Source organism: Novosphingobium sp. BL-S-34 (genome assembly GCF_056857015.1).
This window is the reverse complement of sequence record NZ_CM166473.1, coordinates 1,198,301-1,219,203: the sequence shown is the minus strand read 5'-3', so window position 1 is coordinate 1,219,203 and position 20,903 is coordinate 1,198,301. Positions and strand designations below refer to the sequence as shown.

General features: G+C 64.8%; 15 protein-coding genes. 9 read left to right on the top strand and 6 right to left on the bottom strand.

Annotated features, from left to right (window positions below):
- The first annotated feature begins 53 nt into the window (after window positions 1-53).
- Window positions 54-977, top strand: a complete 924-nt coding sequence (locus AC1VV3_RS19230) for an SMP-30/gluconolactonase/LRE family protein (protein ID WP_482962163.1) — start codon at window positions 54-56, stop codon at window positions 975-977.
- A 60-nt stretch (window positions 978-1,037) separates the two neighbouring features.
- Here the strand turns inward: AC1VV3_RS19230 and AC1VV3_RS19225 are convergent, their stop codons facing one another.
- Window positions 1,038-3,767 (bottom strand): TonB-dependent receptor, encoded by a 2,730-nt coding sequence (locus AC1VV3_RS19225; RefSeq protein WP_482962162.1) that lies wholly within the window; start codon window positions 3,765-3,767, stop codon window positions 1,038-1,040.
- A gap of 252 nt (window positions 3,768-4,019) precedes the next feature.
- Entirely contained in the window at window positions 4,020-5,690 is a 1,671-nt protein-coding gene (locus AC1VV3_RS19220) for a family 43 glycosylhydrolase (protein ID WP_482962161.1), read from the bottom strand.
- A gap of 200 nt (window positions 5,691-5,890) precedes the next feature.
- Here AC1VV3_RS19220 and AC1VV3_RS19215 point away from each other — a divergent pair, with 200 nt between their 5' ends.
- Genes AC1VV3_RS19215 through AC1VV3_RS19205 form a run of 3 tightly spaced genes read left to right on the top strand, consistent with a single transcriptional unit; the run spans window position 5,891 to window position 12,952 of the window.
- The gene (locus tag AC1VV3_RS19215; protein ID WP_482962160.1) at window positions 5,891-8,272 is read left to right on the top strand and encodes a S9 family peptidase; all 2,382 of its coding nucleotides are present in this window, start codon (window positions 5,891-5,893) and stop codon (window positions 8,270-8,272) included.
- Window positions 8,273-8,291: 19 nt separating this feature from the next.
- The gene (locus AC1VV3_RS19210) at window positions 8,292-11,081 is read left to right on the top strand and encodes a DUF5695 domain-containing protein (RefSeq protein ID WP_482962159.1); all 2,790 of its coding nucleotides are present in this window, start codon (window positions 8,292-8,294) and stop codon (window positions 11,079-11,081) included.
- Window positions 11,082-11,083: 2 nt separating this feature from the next.
- The gene (locus tag AC1VV3_RS19205; RefSeq protein ID WP_482962158.1) at window positions 11,084-12,952 is read left to right on the top strand and encodes an Svx/AvrXca family virulence/avirulence protein; all 1,869 of its coding nucleotides are present in this window, start codon (window positions 11,084-11,086) and stop codon (window positions 12,950-12,952) included.
- Between the two features lie 27 nt (window positions 12,953-12,979).
- On the opposite strand, the gene AC1VV3_RS19200 is transcribed toward AC1VV3_RS19205, so the two are convergent.
- Window positions 12,980-13,873 (bottom strand): LysR family transcriptional regulator, encoded by an 894-nt coding sequence (locus AC1VV3_RS19200; protein WP_314466674.1) that lies wholly within the window; start codon window positions 13,871-13,873, stop codon window positions 12,980-12,982.
- 185 nt (window positions 13,874-14,058) lie between these two features.
- On the opposite strand from AC1VV3_RS19200, the gene bdcA reads away from it, so the two are divergent.
- Both bdcA and AC1VV3_RS19190 read left to right on the top strand, forming a co-directional pair.
- On the top strand, window positions 14,059-14,772 hold the full coding sequence (bdcA, locus tag AC1VV3_RS19195) for an SDR family oxidoreductase (protein ID WP_132266089.1): 714 nt from the start codon (window positions 14,059-14,061) through the stop codon (window positions 14,770-14,772).
- A gap of 213 nt (window positions 14,773-14,985) precedes the next feature.
- Window positions 14,986-15,240 carry a hypothetical protein gene (locus tag AC1VV3_RS19190; protein WP_482962157.1) on the top strand — a complete coding sequence of 85 codons (255 nt, stop codon included), beginning with the start codon at window positions 14,986-14,988 and terminating at the stop codon, window positions 15,238-15,240.
- 112 nt (window positions 15,241-15,352) lie between these two features.
- Here the strand turns inward: AC1VV3_RS19190 and AC1VV3_RS19185 are convergent, their stop codons facing one another.
- From AC1VV3_RS19185 to AC1VV3_RS19175, 3 genes are all read right to left on the bottom strand, one after another.
- Complete coding sequence (locus AC1VV3_RS19185; protein WP_165921400.1) at window positions 15,353-15,505, bottom strand: hypothetical protein; 153 nt, start codon at window positions 15,503-15,505, stop codon at window positions 15,353-15,355.
- Between the two features lie 5 nt (window positions 15,506-15,510).
- Window positions 15,511-16,521, bottom strand: a complete 1,011-nt coding sequence (rsgA, locus tag AC1VV3_RS19180) for a ribosome small subunit-dependent GTPase A (RefSeq protein WP_482962156.1) — start codon at window positions 16,519-16,521, stop codon at window positions 15,511-15,513.
- Window positions 16,522-16,740: 219 nt separating this feature from the next.
- Window positions 16,741-17,142, bottom strand: a complete 402-nt coding sequence (locus tag AC1VV3_RS19175; protein ID WP_482962155.1) for a hypothetical protein — start codon at window positions 17,140-17,142, stop codon at window positions 16,741-16,743.
- A gap of 259 nt (window positions 17,143-17,401) precedes the next feature.
- On the opposite strand from AC1VV3_RS19175, the gene AC1VV3_RS19170 reads away from it, so the two are divergent.
- The 3 genes from AC1VV3_RS19170 to AC1VV3_RS19160 all read left to right on the top strand — a co-directional run bounded on the left by AC1VV3_RS19170 (window position 17,402) and on the right by AC1VV3_RS19160 (window position 20,841).
- Window positions 17,402-18,382 (top strand): sterol desaturase family protein, encoded by a 981-nt coding sequence (locus AC1VV3_RS19170; protein WP_132266083.1) that lies wholly within the window; start codon window positions 17,402-17,404, stop codon window positions 18,380-18,382.
- 133 nt (window positions 18,383-18,515) lie between these two features.
- The gene (locus AC1VV3_RS19165) at window positions 18,516-19,121 is read left to right on the top strand and encodes a hypothetical protein (protein ID WP_482962154.1); all 606 of its coding nucleotides are present in this window, start codon (window positions 18,516-18,518) and stop codon (window positions 19,119-19,121) included.
- A gap of 142 nt (window positions 19,122-19,263) precedes the next feature.
- A complete protein-coding gene (locus AC1VV3_RS19160; RefSeq protein WP_482962153.1) occupies window positions 19,264-20,841 on the top strand; it encodes a tetratricopeptide repeat-containing sulfotransferase family protein in 1,578 nt (525 codons plus the stop codon).
- Window positions 20,842-20,903 lie beyond the last annotated feature (62 nt).

The window sequence follows — 20,903 nt, the reverse complement described above, 5'->3', positions numbered from 1 at the left end:
ATGTATCCAATAAGTGCAAACCGTCTGGGCGATTTCAGGAGAGGATAAGAAGCATGTTCGCAGCGCCGCCCGCCGTCATGGCGGAAGTTTTCTGCCGCATTCCCGACACACTTCGCCGGTTTGGCGAAACCACCGAATGGGCGCGCGTGCAGCTTCATGGCGCCGCCGCGCCGGTCTTCCTCGAAGGGCCGGTCTTCGACGCAGAGGGCAACCTCTGGGTGACCGACATTCCCTGGGGCCGATTGTTCCGCATCGATCCCGAAGGACACTGCGAGGTGGGTTTCGAATACGATGGCCAGCCCAACGGCATGAAGTTCTTGGCGGACGGACGGCTGCTGGTGGCGGATCATCACAAGGGCATGGTGATCTGCGACCTGGCCAGCGGTCAGTCCGAGGTCTGGTTCGATCGCTATCTGCTGGAGCCGTTCTTGGGCTGCAATGACCTGACCATCGCGCGTAATGGCGATATCTATTTCACCGATCAGGGCCAGTCGGGCTGGCAGAACCCCAATGGCCGCCTGTTTCGCGTACGCGCCGGCAGCGGGCGGCTGGAACTTCTGCTCGATGGCATTCCCAGCCCCAATGGCCTCGTGCTCAACAAGGCCGAGACCGCGCTTTTCCTGGCCGTTACGCGCGCGAACGCGGTCTGGCGCTGCCCCTTGATGGAAGACGGCGCGGTAGTGAGCAAAGTCGGAACCTATATCCAGATGTCGGGAGGTTCCGGCCCCGACGGGCTCGCCATCGACGAGGACGACAACCTGGCGGTCTGCCATGTCGGCTTCGGCGCCGTCTGGCTGTTCAGCAACCGGGGAGAGCCGATGCTGCGGATCGACGTGCCGGAAGGGCGCTATACCACTAACGCAGCCTATGGCGGGCCGGACAATCGCTGGCTCTATTTCACGGAATCAAGCACCGGCACCATCTATCGCACCGAGATGCCGGTGCCGGGGCGCCCGATCTTCACTGCAAGCGTCTGAAACGCCAGGACGCCATGACTGCCGGGTGGCAATCATGGCGTCCCGTCGATGGGCTCTGGATCAGAAGCGGAAGCGGACGCTGCCCTGGACGGTACGCGCCAGAGTGCGGACGCCGAGGGGAAGCAGGTCCTCGCTGCCGTGATAGCGGTAGACATCGCTGCCCAGGATGTTCGATGCTTCCAGCGACAGCGTCATGAACGATATGGGCGTATAGTTGATCGCCGCATCGAGCCGGTCGGTTGCGCCGTTATAGGGCGAATACCGGGCGCGGTCCGAGCCCTGGCCGTCGAGCCAGAAGCCGATGCGATAAGACGAACGGTAGTTGTAGGCCACGCGTGCGCTGAAGCTGGGCGTGTCGTAGAACAGGGTCGCGTTGGCCGTCCACTTCGAGGTGTTGGGGGAGTCGAACTCGCCCGGGAAGCTCTCCTCATCGTCGTATTCGACGCGGGCCTTGAGGATGTGCGAGGCGTTCAGGCTGACGCCGAAGTTGCTGAGAATGCCCGGCAGGAAGTCGAAGAACGACTGGACCGTGCCTTCAAGGCCCACGAAAGTACCGTCGCCTGCGTTCCGCTGCTGCTCGACATAGCCGAACGCAGCGCCATAATCTGCAAGGTTGACGCCGTAAGCCGCCATTTCGGCCGCCGATGCCTGTTCGCGGCTATAGAGCAGGAAGCCGGTGGCCTTCTTGTAGTAGCCTGCCAGCGAGATCTGGCCGCCGCGACCGAAGTAGTATTCGGCGCTGACGTCGAAGGCCTGGTCGCGTTGCGCCTTGAGGCTTGGATTGCCGGCATAGACGATCGGCGGATTGCTGGTGAGGTTAAGCGAATAGAACGGACGCGCGTCGGCAAAGGTCGGGCGTTGGACGTTCGTGGAGTAGGACAGGCGCAGCTGTGCTTTCGGCGTGAAATGGATGACGGCCGAGACGCTGGGCAGGATGTCGGCGTAGTTGCCCTGGCCCTCTGCGGCCTCGACGATATCCTGATTGCCGTTGGAGGCATCGCCCGGCCGGTAGCTGAAGCTGCTCGACGTGCCCCAGGTGTTGGTGAAGCGAGCGCCGATCAACCCTTCGACGGGGATTTTGCCCATGTCGAAGCCGTAATTGATCTGCGCATAGGCCGCGAAGTTCTTTTCGTTGGAGCTGAACGTGGACCCACGGTCGCTCGGCGGATCGATGGTGGAGAAGCGCGCGGCATTGGCGGGATCGTACTGCTGGATGAAGGCACGAACGTCGTCGATCTGGCTCAGCACCAGGGAGCCGGGGATGCGGTACCACTGCATCGTCGATCCGCCGATGTCGGGGCCGACCTGGGATGCCATATCGTAGCCGGGGAACAGGCTGAGCGGAGCGGGCGCGCCGTTCACGCGGGGCAGGCCGTCGCGGTAGCCGTAGTAATTGCTCGTACGACGCTGGTTGAAGCGGCCACCGACCTGCAGGCTGCGCAGCAGCGAGGTTTCGCTGAGCTGGATCGTCAGGTCTGCCTGGGCCGCGAATTCCTTGTTCTTGGAGCCGCCGAGATTGTCCTGGAAGCGGTCGACGCCGTAGGACGAGACGTCGTTCAGGTCGGCACCGTTGAGCGTGATCGAAGGTGCGCCCTTGCTGTAGATGTCCGAGGCGAAATCGACGGAGGCGGAGGTCAGGCCCTGAGGCTTGAGAATGCTCTCGACGAAGTAGTTACCCGTCTTCGACCAGTTGTATTGCAAGCCGGTATTGATCTGGACTTTGTCCGAATGCCAGTGCGCTTCGAAGTTCGTGGTGTAGAGATCCGAGTGGATCGAGTTGTACAGGGAATCGATGCCGGCATTGACGCCATTGGCGTTGCTGACGGTCAGCGATTTTACGGTTCTGCCGTCGGGCATCAGCACGATGTCGCTGTAGTTGCTGGCGTAAGGCATGTCCTGGACGTAGAGACGCTCCACCGAGCGCTTTTCGCGTGATCCGACGTAGCCGCCTTCCAGCACGAAATCGAGCTTGTCGCTGGCCTTCCACTGCAGAACCGCATTGATCGAAGGGCGCTTCACGTTGCCCTGCTCGATGCCGTACTGCGCGCGATAGGGAATGACGATGGTATTGCCGCCGACGACGGTCTGCGTGGGCGACTCGCTCTCGATGAAGTTCTCGCGGTAGTTGGTCTTGGTCCAGGAGCCGTTGAGCAGGAAGCCGATCTCACCGATACCGGTTTCGATGCGGTCGGCAATCAAGAGACTGCCGTAAGGACTGACTTTCTCGGACTGATCGTCGTAGGAGCCGCGAATGCTGCCCGCGACCGTGAGGCCCTTCTTGAGATCGAAGGGGCGGCGCAGTTCGACGTTCACGGTGCCCGCGATGCTGCCTTCCACCTGATCGGCCGATCGGGTCTTATAGACGTCTACCTGTTTCAGCAGTTCCGCCGGAACGTCGGAAAGGTCGATCGAGCGGCCAGCACCGAGGTTGGTGTTATTGCCGTTGATCGTGGTCTGCACCTGGTCGAGGCCGCGGATGGTCACGCTCTGGCCTTGTCCGCGGGCGCGTTCGATCTGCACGCCGGTGACACGCGCGAGGGCTTCCGGGACATTGTTGTCGGGCAGCTTGCCGACGTCTTCCGAGACAACGGAATCGACGATCTGCTTGGAATTCCTCTTCTTGGTGGCGGCGGCTTCGACACTGCCGCGCACGCCGGTCACGAGGATGTCTACGGGGGCGGCCTGGCTCTGGTCCGACAATTCGGAAGCGGTGCCCAGCGTGCCCTGTGCCCATGCAGGAGCAGCCATCCCGACCGCGACGATCGAAGTCAGCGCCGTCGAAAGCTTCAAGACTCTCAATGATTTCATCGAAAAACCCCCTGTTTTGATCCGCGGCACCTTCGATCCGATGCCCTTACTTATATCGTATACGTCCTACGATATTCGCAACGAGTCAAGGCGATTGTGACGGTTTGGAAACATTTTTGTCCGACTAGATGGGGTTCGGCGACAGATCCGAAAAGCGGATGGCAAAAGAGGCGCGGGTTTGTAACCCGCGCCTCTCCTGAGTTTTTTGAAGGTTTGCTGGCCCGTTCGGTAAGATCAGGAGCAGCTATCCGGTGGCGAATTGTCCGAGCGGACGGCAATGGGCTGAGGCTTCGGAGCCAGGACTTCCCATTCCTGGACGGCCAGTGCCGCATGGGTCTTTCCGTCCGTGGAAGCGTCCATCACCGCGCGGAGGCAGCGGGTCGTGATCGCAGGGAACGAAACATCCTGGAACGCGCCGGGGGTCGTGCCATAGGCGCTGGCCCTGGGAACGGTCTTCCAGCCGCGCTTTCCGGTGGAATTCCAGTATTCGAGATGCCAGTTCGCAGGCGGCGCCACGCCCACGCCGGATCCGGCCGGCTGGTCGTTCCAGAACCACAGGCGCGACCCGTCGATCGTCACCGGCTTGTCCCAGCGATATTCGATCCACTGACGCGGCGGGTTGTTCGGTGACCAGCTGCCCCACATGTCGGGCGGGAGCGGTGCTTCCTTGACGGCGCCGTTGTTCAGGGCCTTGATCCAGAACTGCACCGGCACGGGATCGTTCGAGGCGGTGGCCCAGGCCGCGCGCGCAATGTTGCGGCTGGGCGGCAAGGGGGGCTGCGGGCGCAAGGTCGGCACGACGGTGCGAATGCGCGCGGGGACGACGCTGTCGTCCCATTCCATCCTGTCCAGCGCAACGCTGCGGCGGAAGTGTCCCCCGCCTTTCGCATCCGCCGTGTGATAGGCAAGGTACCACTGCCCCTTGAACTCTACCGCGCCCGGGTGGGAGGTGGTGGAGGATACGGGATGCAACATGACGCCCCGATAAGTCCACGGTCCCATTGGAGAGGGCGCGCTGCCATAGGCGATGCAGGCATAGTAGACGGCCTGCGTACAGTCGGATTTCGGGCCGGCGTTGTTGCCGGCGTAGAGCATGTAATAAGTGCCCTTGCGTTTCATGATCCACGGGGCTTCGAAGAAGCCGGTCAGGCCGGTGACGGTCTGCTCGGGTCCCTTGGGCGTGATCATGTCACGTGCCAGTTCCATCCCGCGAAGCTGGCCGAACGTGCCCCAGTAGATATAGACCCGCTGGTCGTCGTCGACGATCACGGTGGGGTCGATGTTCTGGATCTTGTTGGGGTAGGGCACCTTCTGCGAGATGATCGGACCGGCTGGATGGGCATCGCGCCACGGCCCCAGCGGACTGTCGGCCACGGCCACACCGATCGCGAACTTGTCCTCGGCGTCGCTGTCTCTCTCCAGCACGGGGGCATAGAGGTAATAGCGCTTCCTGCCGTCTGCGGCGCGAGGACCCTCGACGATCTGGCCGGCGTAGGCGCGGGCCTTCTCGGCCCAGGCGAAGACATTCTCCGGCTTGATGATGGCAGGGTAATGCGTCCACTTGCCGGAGGCGGGATCCGCGGTCTTCAGCAGTTGCCATTCGGGCATGATGAAGTCGTTGACGTCGCTGGCCGCCTCGTCGCGACCCGTGAGGATCCAGAGCTGGCCATCGGCGACGAGCGGTGCCGGATCGGTGGAATAGTAGTCGCCGTCGGCGAGAATGGGATTGCCGGGCACCGCAAGCTCGCGGCTGACCGGGGCGGTTTCCTGAGCGCCGACCCCCGCCGGCGAAAGGCCGATTCCAAGGATCGCCGCCCATGCGCAGGCCTGGATTCGGGCCGAGGCGGCACCGCGGCCGAGGGAAAGGGCAGGGCGCCGGCCAGTTCCACGCCTAGTTGATTGCACGCTGATACTCCTATCGAATATCGTATACAGTGGAGGCGTTCCTGGCTTTCAGTCAATAGGTTCCTGCGCAAGTTCTGGGGTAGCGCTATCAAACAGCGCATTAAGACAAAACTGATTATATATCGTATATTTTCCTTGATTATCGATTGGCCGGAGGTCATGACACGATGGTCTTCCGAAACAACCGAGCGATTTCAGCCGTGCGTGCTTCGACCTTACCTCTCGCGAAATCGATCAGCCTCGTTGCCCTGGCCTGGGCGGTGCCGATGCTCGCGGCCACAGCCGAAGCGCGCGATACGCGCGGCGCGGCCGCAGCCGTCCCCAGCATCGACGCGCGTTATGCCGATGCCGAGAAATACCTGGGCAGCGCGCTGGGCGACCTCATCGACAATGCCGATGTCACGCCTCGCTTCGTGGAGGGCGGGTTGTTCTACCGCACCGGCAACCGGCTGGAGCAGCGTTACCACTTGCTGGACCTTGCCAGCCAGCAGAGCCGGGAGATCACCTCGACCGCAGCGCTGCTGGCGGCGCTGACCGCTGCCAAGGGCGCTCCGGTCTCGATCGACGATGCCCGGATCGCCGATGTCGACTACGACCCCGCGCAGGGCGAAGTGCGGTTCCGCGCCTTCGACGGTGCGCTCTGGAGCCTGGATGCGGCGGGCAAGGCCCTCCAGGTCGAAGCGGCCGATCATCGCGAGATGGACCTTGCTTCGCCGGACGGCAAGACGAAGATCGTCGCCCGGGATTTCAATCTCTACGCCGTGGATATCGCCAGCGGCCGCGAAGTGGCCCTCACCACGGACGGTACGCGGGAGCAGCCTTATGGCCGCTCGATCCCGGAATTGTCCGATATCCTGCGCGAAGGAACCGAGGAACCGGCCATGCCGGTATCGGCGCAGTGGTCACCGGACGGCCGCTACCTGCTGAGCTGGCGGCTCGACACGCGTGCGGTGAAGAAGCTTTCGATCACCCAGCAGAACCCGCCCGGCAGTTTCTACCCGCGCAGCTTCAGCTACGTCTATCCGCTAGCGGGGGCCGAGAAGCTGCCGCAGGCGACGCGCTTCGTGGTGGATGTCAGGCAGGCCCTGCGCAAGGGCAAGGCGCAGATCGTGCCGATCCAGATGCCGGCGGAATCGCTTCTCTACCCCGCGCCGCCGGACATGGGCTGGCTGGATGGCAAAGTCCGCGCGCTCTGGACCGAGCGCGGCTACGGGCAGCAGGCCGTCTACCTCGCCGATCCGCAGACCGGCGTGGCCCGGATCGTCGTGCACGAGGCGGTGAAGCCGGTCGTCACCGTGACTTCCAGCATGATCTTTCCCGCGCCCGAACTGGGCGGCGAACTCTCGATCTCCGAGCGGACCGGCTGGGCGCAGCTTTACCTCGTCACGCCAGACCTCGGTCCGGATGGCGGAAAGGCGCTGACCACCGGGGCCTGGGAAGTGCTCACGGTCGATAATGTGGCGGAGGACAAGGCGTCGCTGGTCGTCACCGGCGTCGGCCGCGAAGCATCGGGAGAAGGCGCGCGCAATCCCTATTGGCGCGCGCTCTACCGGGTTCCGATCGCGGGCGGCGAACTCACCCAACTCACGCCCGAGCCGCTCGATCACAATGCCCAGGTCTCGCCCGACGGCAAGTGGATCGTCGACCAGATGTCGAGCCCGACAACGCCCACACGCGCGGTGCTGCGCGAAGGCGCGACCGGGCGGATCGTCAAGGAACTGGCGCGGGCGGACGACAGCCGCCTGCGCGGCACCGGCTACACCCCGCCCGAACCGTTCAAGGGTGTTGCCGCGGACGGCACGACGCCGATCTACGGCATGATCTACCGCCCGGCGCATTTCGATCCCAGGCGCAGCTATCCGGTGATCGACAACGTCTACACCGGCCCGACCACCACGGATGTGCCTGCCACCTGGAGCGACGCGCGGCGCGTGGCCGGCAACAGCGTGGCGCAGATCGGCGCGATCGTCGTGATGATCGACGGCACCGGCACCTCGCGGCGCGGACAGAAGTTTCGCCTGCCTGCCTTCCAGAACCTCGGCGAGGTGGGGCTGGACGATCACATCGCGCTGATCCGCCAGATGGCCGCGAAATACCCTTATATGGACGCGAACCGCGTGGGCGTGTTCGGCGGTTCGGCCGGGGGCTATGACACCGCACGCTTCGTGCTGCGCCGCCCGGACTTCTTCAAGGTGGGCGTCGCCTCCTCGGGCAACCACGACTTGCGCCTCGACAAGACCTGGTGGCCGGAAGTCTCGATGGGTTATGCCGACGAGGCAACCTGGGAGCGCAATTCGAACCTGGCGGTAGCGGGACAGCTCAAGGGCCACCTGCTGCTCGTCCACGGCGACATCGACGACAACGTGCCCATCACCGAGAGCTACCGGCTCGCCAAGGCGCTGATGGATGCCGGGAGGGACGTCGATCTCATCGTGATGCCCAATGCCACGCACAACGTCTACCGGCCCTTCTTCTGGAAGAAGCTGCGCGACTATTTCACCCAGTACCTGCTCGGCGAAACGCCGCCTGCACTCGGCCCGGTACAGCCGGCCAAGCCCGCCGTCGCCACGGCCGCCCACTAATTTCCTTCAAGGATCAGAAATGAAGCGTCTCCTGAAGCCCCTTCCGCTCATTGCCCTGGTGCTCGGCACTCTGCCGGCGGCGTTGCCCACGAGCATCGCTCACGCGGAGGAGGGCGAGGCGCCGAAGCCGAAGAAGGTATTCCCCCCGATCCGCAAGACCGAGATGGAGACGGCAACCTTCGATCTCGCCTTGCGTGCGGATACCCAGACGCTGGCCCATCTCTCGCCCAAGGGTGACACCGCCTTCGACTTCGTGCCGGCCGGCCGCGAGGCCGAACGTGCAAGCGACGGCTACGTCCACATCGGCGACATCCACATCCGCCTCAAGACGGCCGGTTCCGAGTGGCAGGACTATTCTTCCGCCCATGCGCGCCAGCAGATCGCGGCGCTGCCGGGCGGCAAGGACGTGCTTGCCGCCGCCGACATCACCGCGTCGATGGGCACCTCCGGAAATGGCGGGGCAATGCCGCTGCGCGTCGAGCGCCGCTGGGTGAACGAGGCGGGCGTGCTCGCCATGCGCTTCACTCTGGTCAACACCAGCAGCGCCGCGGTCGAGATCGGCGGCCTGGGCATGCCGATGGTGTTCGACAACATCATCCTCGACCGCGATCTGGACCAGGCCCATGCCGAGGCGAGCTTCGTCGATCCCTACATCGGCCGAGACGCGGGCTATCTTCAGGTCACGCGCCTCAACGGACAGGGACCGGCGCTGCTGGTGCTGCCCGAGAAGGGCACCCCGCTCGAAGCCTATCGCCCGATCATCGAGGCGCGCGCCGCAAGGAATGGCGACATCTTCACTGACAAGAGCCAGCGGAGCCAGGTCTCGGAAGGGTTCTACGACTGGACGGTGGCCAGCAAGGGCTTCGCCGAGAAGGAATGGGCCAAGGCCGGCCAGCAGTGGAACGCGCCGACCAGCATCACGCTTGCTCCGGGTGAAAGCCGCACGATCGGCCTCCGCTTCGTGACTGCCCCCGATATCCGCAAGATCGAAGACACGCTGGTGGCGAACAAGCGCCCGGTCGCGGTGGGCATTCCCGGCTATGTCGTGCCGACCGACCAGACCGCCAGCCTGTTCCTCAAGACGCCGAGCAAAGTGGCGAAGATCGAATCCTTCCCCGAAGGCGCGCTCACCGCGACTTCCGAGAAGAGCGGCGCCTACAAGAACGGGGGGGGATGGTCCCGCTATCAGGTCAAGGCTTCCGGCTGGGGCCAGGCTCGGCTGACCGTGACTTATGCCGATGGCCAGAAGCAGACGGTCAGCTACTACATCACCAAGCCGCTCGAACAGGTGATGGCGGACATCGGCCACTTCACCACCACCGACCAGTGGTTCGAAGGCAAGGGCGATCCCTTCCACCGCAGCCCTGCGATCCTTTCCTACGACCGCGAGGACAACAGGATCCTCACGCAGGATGGCCGCGTCTGGGTGTCCGGAATGAGCGACGAGGGCGGTGCCGGTTCGTGGGTTGCCGCGATGATGAAGCAGCTCGACAATCCCAATGCCGAGGAAGTCGCCAAGCTGGAGCGCCTCGTCAACGAGACCGTGCTCGGCACCCTGCAGGTCGAGGATGGCCCGCAGGCGGGCGCGGTGAAGAAGAGCATCTTCTACTACGATCCGGTCGAGTTCCCGAACTACTACGATCCCAAGATCGACTGGAAGAGCTGGACGGCCTGGTCGAAGAAGGATTCGGACGATCTCGGCCGCTCCTACAACTATCCGCATGTCGCCATCGGCCACTGGGTGCTCTACCGCCTTGCGCGTGACAACCAGGGCCTGGTCAAGCAGCACGATTGGAAGTTCTACCTGGAGTGGGCCTACCGCACGTCCGTGGCGATGATGCGCGATGCGCCGTACTATGCGCAGTTCGGGCAGATGGAGGGCGATGTCTTCATCGACATCCTCAAGGACCTCAAGCGCGAGGGCCTGAGTGCCGAAGCCACGGAAATGGAGGGCCTGATGAAGGGCCGCGCCGACCACTGGCGCACGCTCAAGTTCCCGTTCGGCAGCGAGATGGCCTGGGATTCCACCGGCCAGCCCGAAGTCTACGCCTGGATGCGCTATTTCGGCTATCAGCCCCAGGCGGACGAAACGCGCGAGGTCATCCTCGCCTATGATCCGACCATTCCGAGCTGGGGCTACAACGGCAATGCCCGCCGCTACTGGGACTTCCTTTATGGCGGCAAGGTCTCGCGCATCGAGCGGCAGATCCACCACTACGGCTCCGCGCTGAACGCAGTGCCGCTGTTCGACGCCTATCGCCAGAACCCCACCGACCTGCACCTCCTGCGCGTCGCCTACGGCGGCATGATGGGCGGCGTGACCAATATCGACCAGCAGGGCTTCGGTTCGGCCGCGTTCCACTCCTGGCCCGACATGATGAAGTGGGACGCCATCACCGGCGACTACGGCATGGGCTTCTACGGCCACGCCATCACCTCGGCGACTTACATGGTCGACGATCCGCAGTTCGGCTGGCTGGGCTTCGGCGGCGAACTGACGGCCAAGGGCGCCAGGGTTCATGTCGAACCGAAGGACGGAGCCCGCCGCCGCCTCTTCATCGCCCCTGCGGGCCTCTGGATCACGCTGGAATCGGGCCGCATCAAGAGCGCCGATTATGACGCGAAGACCGGCAAGGTCGTGCTGAAGCTCGATCCGGCCACGGCGATCGCCCCGCGCGCGCGTCTCCTGTTCGAGACGACCACGGCCGGCGGCAAGACTTACGCCGCGGATACCGGCACCGCCGATCGCGGCGGCTTTGCGATCGCGCTGGGCGATGCGGAAACCACCGTCACGCTGAGTCCGCGCTGACGATGAAAGTCCTTCTTCAGGCTTCGGTGCTGGCTGTTCTTCTTTCGGGAGGGGCCTTCCCGCCAGCGCCGGTGCTTGCCTCCCCGGTCACCGGCTCCACACCGAGTGCGGCCTGCGTGGCCGGGGACTGGAAGGTGGCGGCTACCGACCCTTCGGACGCGGCGAATTCCGCGCTGCCGCTCCAGATGGAAAGCCCGCATTTCGCGCTTCACTGGAAGGCGGGCACGGTCGACCCCGAAGTGGCCAGGGCTGCCGCGAAGCATCTGGAATATGTCTGGGACTATTTCCTCGGCACTCTGAAATTTCCCGAGCCGCATTGCGGCTCTGCGGGCAAGTTCAAGGTCAACGCCTATATCGGCGTGGGTTACGGCCTTACCGGCGGCGCCGATGAGTTGGGCCACATGGGCATGTGGATCGATCCCGGTGCCCTCAAGGACCGCTTCGGTCTTGCCCATGAACTGACGCATGCGCTTCAGGCCGCCACCGGCCGCCTGATGGATTCGCCCTACACCGGCTGGATGTTCGAGAGCCATGCCAACTGGATGACGGTGCAACTGCCCGAATTCCGCGAAAACACGCATTGCTCGGTGCTGCTCAAGCAATATCCGCACCTCTATTACGGCTCCACCCGCAGCCGTTATTGCAATTGGCAGTTCTTCGAATACCTCAAGGACACATACGGCTTCGAGGCGGTCAACGCGATCTGGCGAACCGCCCCCGGCAAGGACGACCCCGCGCGTCTCACTGCCGATCCCTTCTCCGTCCTGCAGGCGAGCCGGAACTGGACCCAGGCGCAGCTTAACGACGTGTTCGGGAACTGGGCGCTGAGGAACGCCAATTGGGACTACACCAACCCCGATGGCAGCGACCAGAGCGCGGTTTTTCGCCGGAACTACGGGACTTACGAGCAGACCACCGACGCCGGCATTCTCTCCGCGACAGTGCTCGATCCCGTGGACCTGCGCCGCCGCCGCTTCGCCGTGCCGGACATGTGGGCGCCGCAGCGCTGGGGCTACAATGTGGTCAGGCTGCATCCCGATCCCGGCAGCGCGCGGGTGACCGTGACGTTCCGGGGTATCGTCCAGCAAGCCAGCGCGACAAATGCGCTGCCGGGGCTGGCGGACGAGCCGGAAACGATCCCGCCGCCCGCATCCGACTGGCGCTGGGGTGTCGTCGCGGTGGGGGCGGACGGCAAGAGTCGGTACTCCCCCTTGCAGAGCGGCGCAAAGGGCGCGGCTGCGATGGCTGTTCAGGCGGGCGACACCGGCCTCTACCTCGTCGTCATGGCTACCCCTTCGCGGATGCAGAAGATCCGCTGGGACCAGCCCTATTACGCGATCTATCGCTATCCCTGGATGGTCCAGTTCGAGGGCGCGATGCCCGACCGCTGGCAGGCCGGTGCGCCGGAGCCGATCCCGGGCGGCCACCGTCACGCGAACGGCGGCGGCTGGGTCGGCCCCGCCGCCACGGTGGCGCCGGGCGCTTATGTCGGCCCCTATGCCCGCGTGGTTGCCGGCACCGTTTCCGGCAAGGCGCGGATCGAGGATCACGCCGTCGTGCTCGACAAGGCGCAAGTAAGGGACGAGGCGGTGGTTTCGGGCCTCACGGTGCTGCGCGGCGACACCGTGCTGAAGGACAAGGCCCGTGCCGCCACCGCGATGCTGGGAATAGGGGAGTACGAGAAGGGCATCGTTCTTTCGGGAACGGCGCAGAACCTTGGCGATGTCGAGCAGCGCGGCGGTTCAGCCTCCAGCGGGGTGTTCCACGGCTTCGTCGATCCCGAGAGCGTCAAGGATCCAAGGCACGGCGCGAATCTTTCCGCGCCCGTCCCGGAAGTCACCGCAAGACCGCGATACCGCTGGATCCCCTGAAAGGATCGCCTGCGCAGGGCGGCGCGCTCACGATTCCCAGTAGGGTGGATCGCCGAAGCTGCGGCGCAGGCTTTCGGCCAGGGCGCGGATCTTGGGGGCCGCGCCGTGGTCGCGGGGATAGGCAAGGAACAACTCCGCGCCCTCGGCCTGGAGCCCGATGTCGATCTCTTCCAGGGTTCCGCTGCGGACGGCGTCGTGCACGAAGAAGCTGGGCAGCAGGGCGATGCCGAGGCCCGCTGCGGCGGCATCGCGCATGACCAGTCCGTTATTGACGCGGAGCCCTGCATTCGGGCGGATCACGGACCATCCCGTCTCCGTGGCGAAGCGCCAGTCGCCTGACCTGTTCGAATAGAGGATGCCGCGGTGGCGCTCCAGTTCCGCCAGCGAGGCGGGCCGGCCCTCCCGCTCGAGATATGCAGGCGAGGCGACCAGCAGGCGCCGGCTGGCGGCCAGGCGGCGGGCGATCAGGCGGCCATCGCCCACCGCACCGTGCCGCAACACGGCATCGAAGCCGTCGCTAGCCGCATCGACGAAGCCGTCATCAAGCTCCAACGAGACCTCGATATCGGGATATTCGCCAAGAAATCGTGCGAGGGCGGGACCCAGATGCAGGATGCCGAAGCCGACCGGGGCGGAAAGTCGGAGCGGGCCGGACAGTCTGCCGCTGCGGGCCGCCAGTTCCGCGGCGGCTTCCTCCGCCTCGCGCAGGATTCGCCGGGCGCGGGGCAGGAAGGTCTGGCCGCTGCTGGTCAGGGAGAGTTTGCGCGTCGAACGTTGGAGGAGCGTCGCGCCCAGCGAGCGCTCCAGTTCGGCCAGCCGCTCGCTCACCACGGACTTGGCCAGGCCAAGCCGCCGCGATGCCGCGCTGATGGATCCTGCGTCGGCCGTGGTGAGGAAAGCCACGATCCCGTCGAACTTCATCATTGTTCGGAAATCCCGTCGTCCAGTTCCGGCATTTGCCGGCTAGTTCGAACGATGCCCGCAAGGCATCTACAAGTCCAGAGGGCGGGCCGAACCACTTTGCCGGGATCCTCCCGGGGAGGCGGCCCACCGGCAGGATCTGGTTCCAGAGCCTGAAAGACAACCACGAGAATGGAGACAAGGTCATGAATGAATTCACTGGCAAGAACGTCCTGATCCTCGGCGGCAGCCGCGGAATCGGCGCCGCGATCGTCCGCCGGTTCACCGCAGGTGGCGGCGATGTCGCCTTCACTTACGCCGGTTCGCGCGAAGCGGCCGAGGCTCTGGCAGCGGAAACCGGCGCCGTGGCGATCCGCGCCGACAGCGCCGATCGCGGCGAAGTGATCGCTACCGTGGCCGGACGCGGCGCTCTGGACGTGCTGGTCGTCAATGCCGGCACGCTGGTGCTGGGCGATCCGCTGGAACTCGATGCCGACGCGGTCGACCGCATGATCGACATCAATGTTCGCGCGCCCTATCACGCCGCCGTGGAAGCGGGACGCCGGATGAACGCCGATGGCCGCATCATCGTCATCGGATCGGTCAATGCAGACCGCATGCCTTTCGCGGGCGGGGCGGCCTATGCCCTGACCAAGGCGGCCATGCAGGGCATGGTGCGCGGCCTGGCACGCGATTTCGGCGACCGGGGCATCACCGTCAACAGCATCCAGCCCGGCCCGACCGACAGCGAAATGAACCCGGCCGAAGGACCCATGGCAGCCACCATGCACAGCTTCATGGCGATCAAGCGCCATGCCCATGCGAGCGAGATCGCCGAACTCGCTGCCTTCGTCGCCGGCCCGCACGGGGCGATGATCACCGGCTCCATGCAGACCATCGACGGCGGCTTCGGGGCTTGATCGTCAGTCCGCTGAAAAGGCTTCAGTCACTTTAGCAATAGGGGCCGGGCGAGGGTATTTCCTCGTCCGGTCCGTCTGCGCGTTGCGGCTTTCCCTCATGCGCAAGACCAAATTACCCCTACTCCGATAGCCCAATTGAAACCCTTCCACGAGGCGCGCATTCTTGGTTACGTTGAGGAGACTCGGTAGTGGCAAACGAATGCATTGCGTATCGTGATTCAAAAGGGGGGCCTTCACGGTTCGGCGGAAAAGGCCACGCTGGAAGACCTGGCCGGCGTTCTGGGGCGCGTGGGAGACGAAGGCGGCATGACGGCCGGCGTTGCCCGCATGATTTTCGACAAGCGGGCAGAAATCGAGCGGGTCTTTGCCGAGCACGACGCCATCATGGCTTCGGCCGACAGCCGCCGCCCGGAAGATCCGGTGGAACTCATCACCACCCCGGCAGCACAGATCCACGTCGTGAACTAGGCTGCGACTTGCGCGCTTTGCCTGGTGCTGGCGACAGCATCCAGGCGTGAGCGCGCTTGAAGTTCGCAGTGCCGCCGTCCGATGCCCATGCGGACATCCTTCGGCAGAGTCTTCAGGCCTTGCGGGCCTTGTGTTCGGCCAGGAGCTTGTCCAGTTCGTCGATCCGCAGCCGCTCGGGCGAGCCCTTCGGAAGGCCTTTCAGGCGGCATTCGGCCCAGAGGCTCCTGCGTTCGGACTCCAGAGCCTTGAGATAGAGGTCAGCCACGGTGTTTATCTCCTGTCGCTGCGGCCACGCCGTTCGGGCACGCCAGCGGTGTTGTTGATGTCTTCGGCGGAGAGCTTGCGCCAGCGTTCCAACCGCTCAGGCTCCAGCGTGCCTGCGGCGAGCGCTGCTTGTATCGCGCAGCCCGGCTCCTTGTGATGTCCGCAATTGGAAAAGCGGCATTCGCTGGCGAGAAGCGTGATGTCGTCGAACACTTCGGCAAGGCCGGTGGCGGCCTCGGCCAGCTTGAATTCGCGCATGCCCGGGGTGTCGAGTAGCCAGCCGCCGCCCGTCAGCCGGTGCATTTCGCGCACGGTCGTGGTGTGGCGGCCCTTGCCGTCATGCTCGCGCACGGCCTGGGTGGCGATGCTGTCGGACCCGCGCAGGCTGTTGACCAGGGTAGACTTGCCGACGCCGGAAGAGCCCATCAGCGCCACCGTCTGCCCGGGGCCGCAGCGAAGAGAGAGATGGGCAACGCTCTCAGGGTCGCGGGCGTTGACGGTTTCTATCTCGAGGTCTGCCTGAAGCCCCAGCGCGGCCTCGCGGAAATGGTCGAGCCGATCCGTCAGGTCGATCTTGGTGAGCACGAGCACGGGCGTGACGCCCACTTCGCGGGCCAGCACCAGATAGCGCTCCAGCCGCGGCACGCTGAAATCCTGGTTGCACGAGGTGACGATGAACAGCGTATCGACATTGGCGGCAATCAGCTGGACCCGGCGGTCGTTGCCGGGCGCGGGGCGCTTGAACAGGTTTTCACGGTCTAGCAGGCGCTGCGCTTCGTGCTTTTCCCGCCCGACGAGCATCCAGTCGCCCACGGCGGGGCGGTCTTCCGGTCCCCGGGAAGCAGGCAGGCGCGACGATATCAGCCCCTCGAACTCGGCGCCGACGACGGTGACGAGGCCGCGATAGACGGCCATGATCCGTACCGGCAGGGTATCGCGCCGTTCGTCATCGGAGAGCTGGTTGCTGAAGAACGGCCTCCAGCCGAGGTCTGCCAGCGAAGGGAGGGGCGCATCCATGAGCAGCGAAGGGGCTTTCCTGTCGATGTCCGCAAAGCTGCGGGCGGTGCTGAAACGCCGGGCGGCAGCCGCGCGGCGGCGTGACGCGGCGAGGTCCCATCGATCGGCGCCGGATCATCACGGCGCATACACATCAACGGGGCCGTTGGATATGCCCAGTTCGCAAAAAGCCGCTGTCCGGCGGCAAGGGGCGTGGCAGCCCCCCCGAACGCGGCGCTATCAGCTGCTGGCCTCGGCACCGCGATGATAGCCGTAGCCCGGTTCGGCGCCCCGAATGTCGAAAGTGAACCACGCGCTTTCGCCGTAATCGTACAGCTGGACGAAATGGTCAGTGACCTGGGCGGAATAGGCGTGGTCGGCGCCGCGGTCGTGGCCGCGGACCTTGGCACCGTCGATCTCCATGGAAACGAAGGCTTCCGCGCCGGTGTCGTAGATCTCGGGAAGGGTGCCGCCGAACTTCACTGCGCGGTCGCCATCGAAGCCCTGCAACAGGGTGCCCCGGCTCTCTGCGGCGATCTGCAGATCGCGCTTGGCCGAATGATCGAACACTCCGGCGACTTTCTTGCCGGCGACAAAGGCGTAAGCTGCTGCGGCGATCATCGCGCGGGTTTCTGGAAGCATGCCCTTATGTGCCACTCCAGGGGCAGGGAAATCAAGCCTTCTCGGCGAATCGCGCCAGCGTCTGCACTGGGAGCGGGGAGGCTGCCAAGGCGCGGCGCGCGGAGCATGGCTTTCCTGCAGGAATGTGGCAGTCGATCAAAACCCGCAGGTCCCGGCACGATTAGCGACGATATGCTGTAGACGCGAGCACGACTCCGTATTACTATGATTCCAATTAGTATTACCAAGACGGGTGGAAGAATAATACGAGGGCAGGCGCATGGACGGAGTTCGCGTAGGTAAAAGGCTGATAGGCACTCAGGCACCGGTCACGGTGGGCTGGGAAAACATTCCCCGGGTCGAGGGCGGTCCGGTCAAGCAGTTCGTTTTCACCTGGTTCCAGCCCACAGTGCTCTTCGCGCTGATCCTGTTCTGGTACTATGCTCCCAATTCCATCGCCAAGGCATCGACCGCGATCGGCATCGGCATCGGCTTCAAGGTGCTGCTGCTGGCGATGGAATGGAAATTCCCCCGCCACGAAAGCTGGAACCTCACCTGGAAGGAACTGGTGACCGACCTTTTCTATGTCGGGTTAGGCTATACCGCGCTCCGCATGGTCGATGGCTACATCGGCGATGGCGCGATGATCGAGGGCATCCAGCACTTCTTCCACTCGGACAAGTTCACCTGGTTCCTGGGCATGCCGCTGCTGCTGCAGGCTTTCCTGATCGCCTTCATCTTCGACTTCGGGCAATACTGGATGCATCGCGGGATGCACAACTGGTACCCCTTGTGGCTGTCGCATTCGGTGCACCACTATATAACCCAGCTGAACATCAACAAAGGCGCCGTGGGCAACCCGACGGAGCTGTTCCTGATCGGCCTGGGTATCGGCGGTTTCTTCGATTTCCTGCCGCGCGCCGCGCTGCTGGCCGGGGCTTTCGGCATGGCGATCGGGACGTACCAGCATATCAACGTGCGCTTCAACAGCCCGCGCTGGTGGCGCTTCCTGTTCAACACCACCGAGCATCACAGCCTGCACCATTCGCAGGACTTCGAGGCCAGCCGCAGCAATTATTCCAATACCTTCATCTTCATCGATCGCATCTTCGGCACTTGCGTCGATGGCGAGGCGGAGCTGCTCGGCATGGAAGGCGGCCGCCGCATGTCGATCCGCGAGCAGATGACCTATCCCTTTACCGAGGGCTGGAAAACGCTGAAGGAGCGCGTCGCCCGTCCCGAGGCGGTACCGGCCGAGTGAGCGCCAGAGTGAGCGCCTGCCTGCACGGTCGGCCTCTTCGCTCCGCCATGCCTTGCCCGAAGCGGTCGTTCGCGGCCCGGCTTCAGCCCTGCCGCGCGAAGCGGCAGGGCGGGGCTCTCCACAAGGAGATCACATGAACCTGCGTTTCATCGACTGGATCTGGCATGTCCGGGGCAGCCTGGCTCTCGCGCCCGACCAGTCCGGCGACGATGCCTTTGACAGGCTTCGTCCGCTTTTCCGCCAGACCGGCACCAGCCATGAGCGCAACAGCGACCGGCTGGTCTTCCAGAAAAAGGACCAGGCCGCCCAGGACAAGATGTCCGTGTTCGACGGCGGCGTGCTGCGGATCGAGAAGGGGCTGGCCGGATCGGTGCTCCATTACCACCTGACCAGCCGTGCCCTGCTGTTCTGCTTTCTGGCGCCCCTGCTTTTCCTGGCGTTTGCCCAGCTGACCGTCGTTCTGGGCAAGTTCGAAAAGCCCGCTGCGGAGACCGAAAGCAAGAGCGCGAAATCGGCCAGGGATGACGCGGCGCTGCCGATGAACTTCATCGACAAGGCGCTGGGCGCTCCTGCTCCCGAAAAGAAGGATCCGAAGAAGCCCAAGGAAAAGGACAAGAAGCACTCGCCCACGCCCGGTTATGTCTTCGCCGGTATCTTCGCGTCGCTCTATGTCGTGGGGCGCATTCTGGAGGACAGGCTCGTCCGGTCCCTGTTCAGGAAGAAGTTGCTGGGATCGTAGCCGGTCGCAAGGCCCGGGCATCGGCCGCGCCGGATGAGATGGACTTGTGCGGGCGCATATGGTTTCTCTCCCTCATGGTTCTGCAAAGCATGACGATAGCGATGGGTGATTTCCTGTCTTGCTGACGGCCGTTTCGCCCGCGATGCTTGAGCGACAGGCGCGTGCCGCGCTCGCGCAGGGCGATCTGTCGCAGGCTGCCGCGGCGGCGCAGCAACTGGTCGCGGCCGATCCGCTTCGGGCCGAGGGTTACTTCCTGCTGGGCTTGGCGGCGGCGGAAGCCGGCCATGTGGCCAAGGCCATTCCCCTGATCGAGGCCGCTGCCGCGCGGGGCGGGCAGGCAGAGCATCTGGCGCAGCTCGCCAGATTGCTCGTTCTCGTCCGGCGCGAGGGAGAGGCGGGCGCGGCAGCGCGTGGCGCCATGGCGGCGGGGCCGGGCGATCCGCTCACCTTCGATACCATCGGCTGCGTCCTGGCGCGGCTTGGCGACCATGCGGGATCGCTGGCGCCTTTCAGCGCGGCGGTGGATGGCGAGCCCGAAAACCTCGACTACCGTTACAACCTGGCTGCTGCCTGCGGCTTTACCGGCAAGGTCGAAGCGGCGCGGGACCACTACGAGGCGATCCTGGCGCGCGATCCGGGGCATGGCCGCGCGCATTATGCCCTGGCGATCCTGTCGCGGCAGTCGGTGCAGAGCCACCATGTCCCGCGGCTGGAGGCGGCGCTGGCCTCGGCCCCGCGGCCGGAAGATGCGCTGCGCATCCGTTACGCGTTGTCCCGCGAACTGGAGGACATCGGCGAAAGTGCCGCCTCGCTGGCGCACTTGTCTGCGGCCAATGCCGCGCAGAAACGCGCGCTCCGCTACGACTTCGCGCAGGACGCAGCCATCTTCGACGCGATCGAGGCTCTGTTCGGGGGAAGGCCCGCCGAACTGGCGCGCGGCGCGGGGGATGGCAGCGAAGCGCCGATATTCGTGGTGGGCATGCCGCGTACCGGCACGACCCTGGTGGATCGCATCCTGTCCTCTCATCCGGCCGTGGAGGCTGCGGGCGAACTTCAGGCCATGCCGCTGGCGGTCAAGCAACTGGCGCTGCCACATCTGCCCGGCGCGCCTTCGCGGCAGGTCATCGACCCCGAGACCGTGGCGGCCAGCGGCAGGATCGAACCCGCTGCGCTTGGCGCGGCCTATCTGGCGCGCGCGAAAGTTCACCGCATCGGCGAGAAGCCGCGCTTCACGGACAAGCTGCCCGCCAATTTCCTCTACATCGGCCATATCCTGCGCGCCCTGCCGGAAGCGAGAGTGGTCTGCCTGCGCCGTCATCCGCTGGACACGGTGTGGAGCAACTTCAAGAACCTCTTCGCCAGCCAGTCGGCCTACTACGCCTATTCCTACGATCTCATGGATACGGCGCGCTACTATGCGCGTTTCGACGGGCTGCTTGCGCTGTGGGAGGAAATCTGGCCCGGCCGCGTGCTGCAGCTGTCCTACGAAGCGCTGGTCACGGACCAGGAAGGGGAAACGCGCCGGCTGCTGGAGCACTGCGGCCTGGCCTGGGACGCGGCGTGCCTGTCCTTCCATGAGAACCGCTCGGCCGTCGCCACCCCCAGCGCGGCGCAGGTCCGCCGGCCGATGAACCGGGACGGGATGGGCAAGTGGCGCGCTTACGAGGCGGCGCTGGCCCCCGCGCGCGACTGGCTGCGCACCCAGGGCATCGAGGTCTAGCCTCCCGAAAGAACAAGCGCCGCCGCCTCGGAAGGCGGCGGCGCCTGCGATGATCGGCGCGG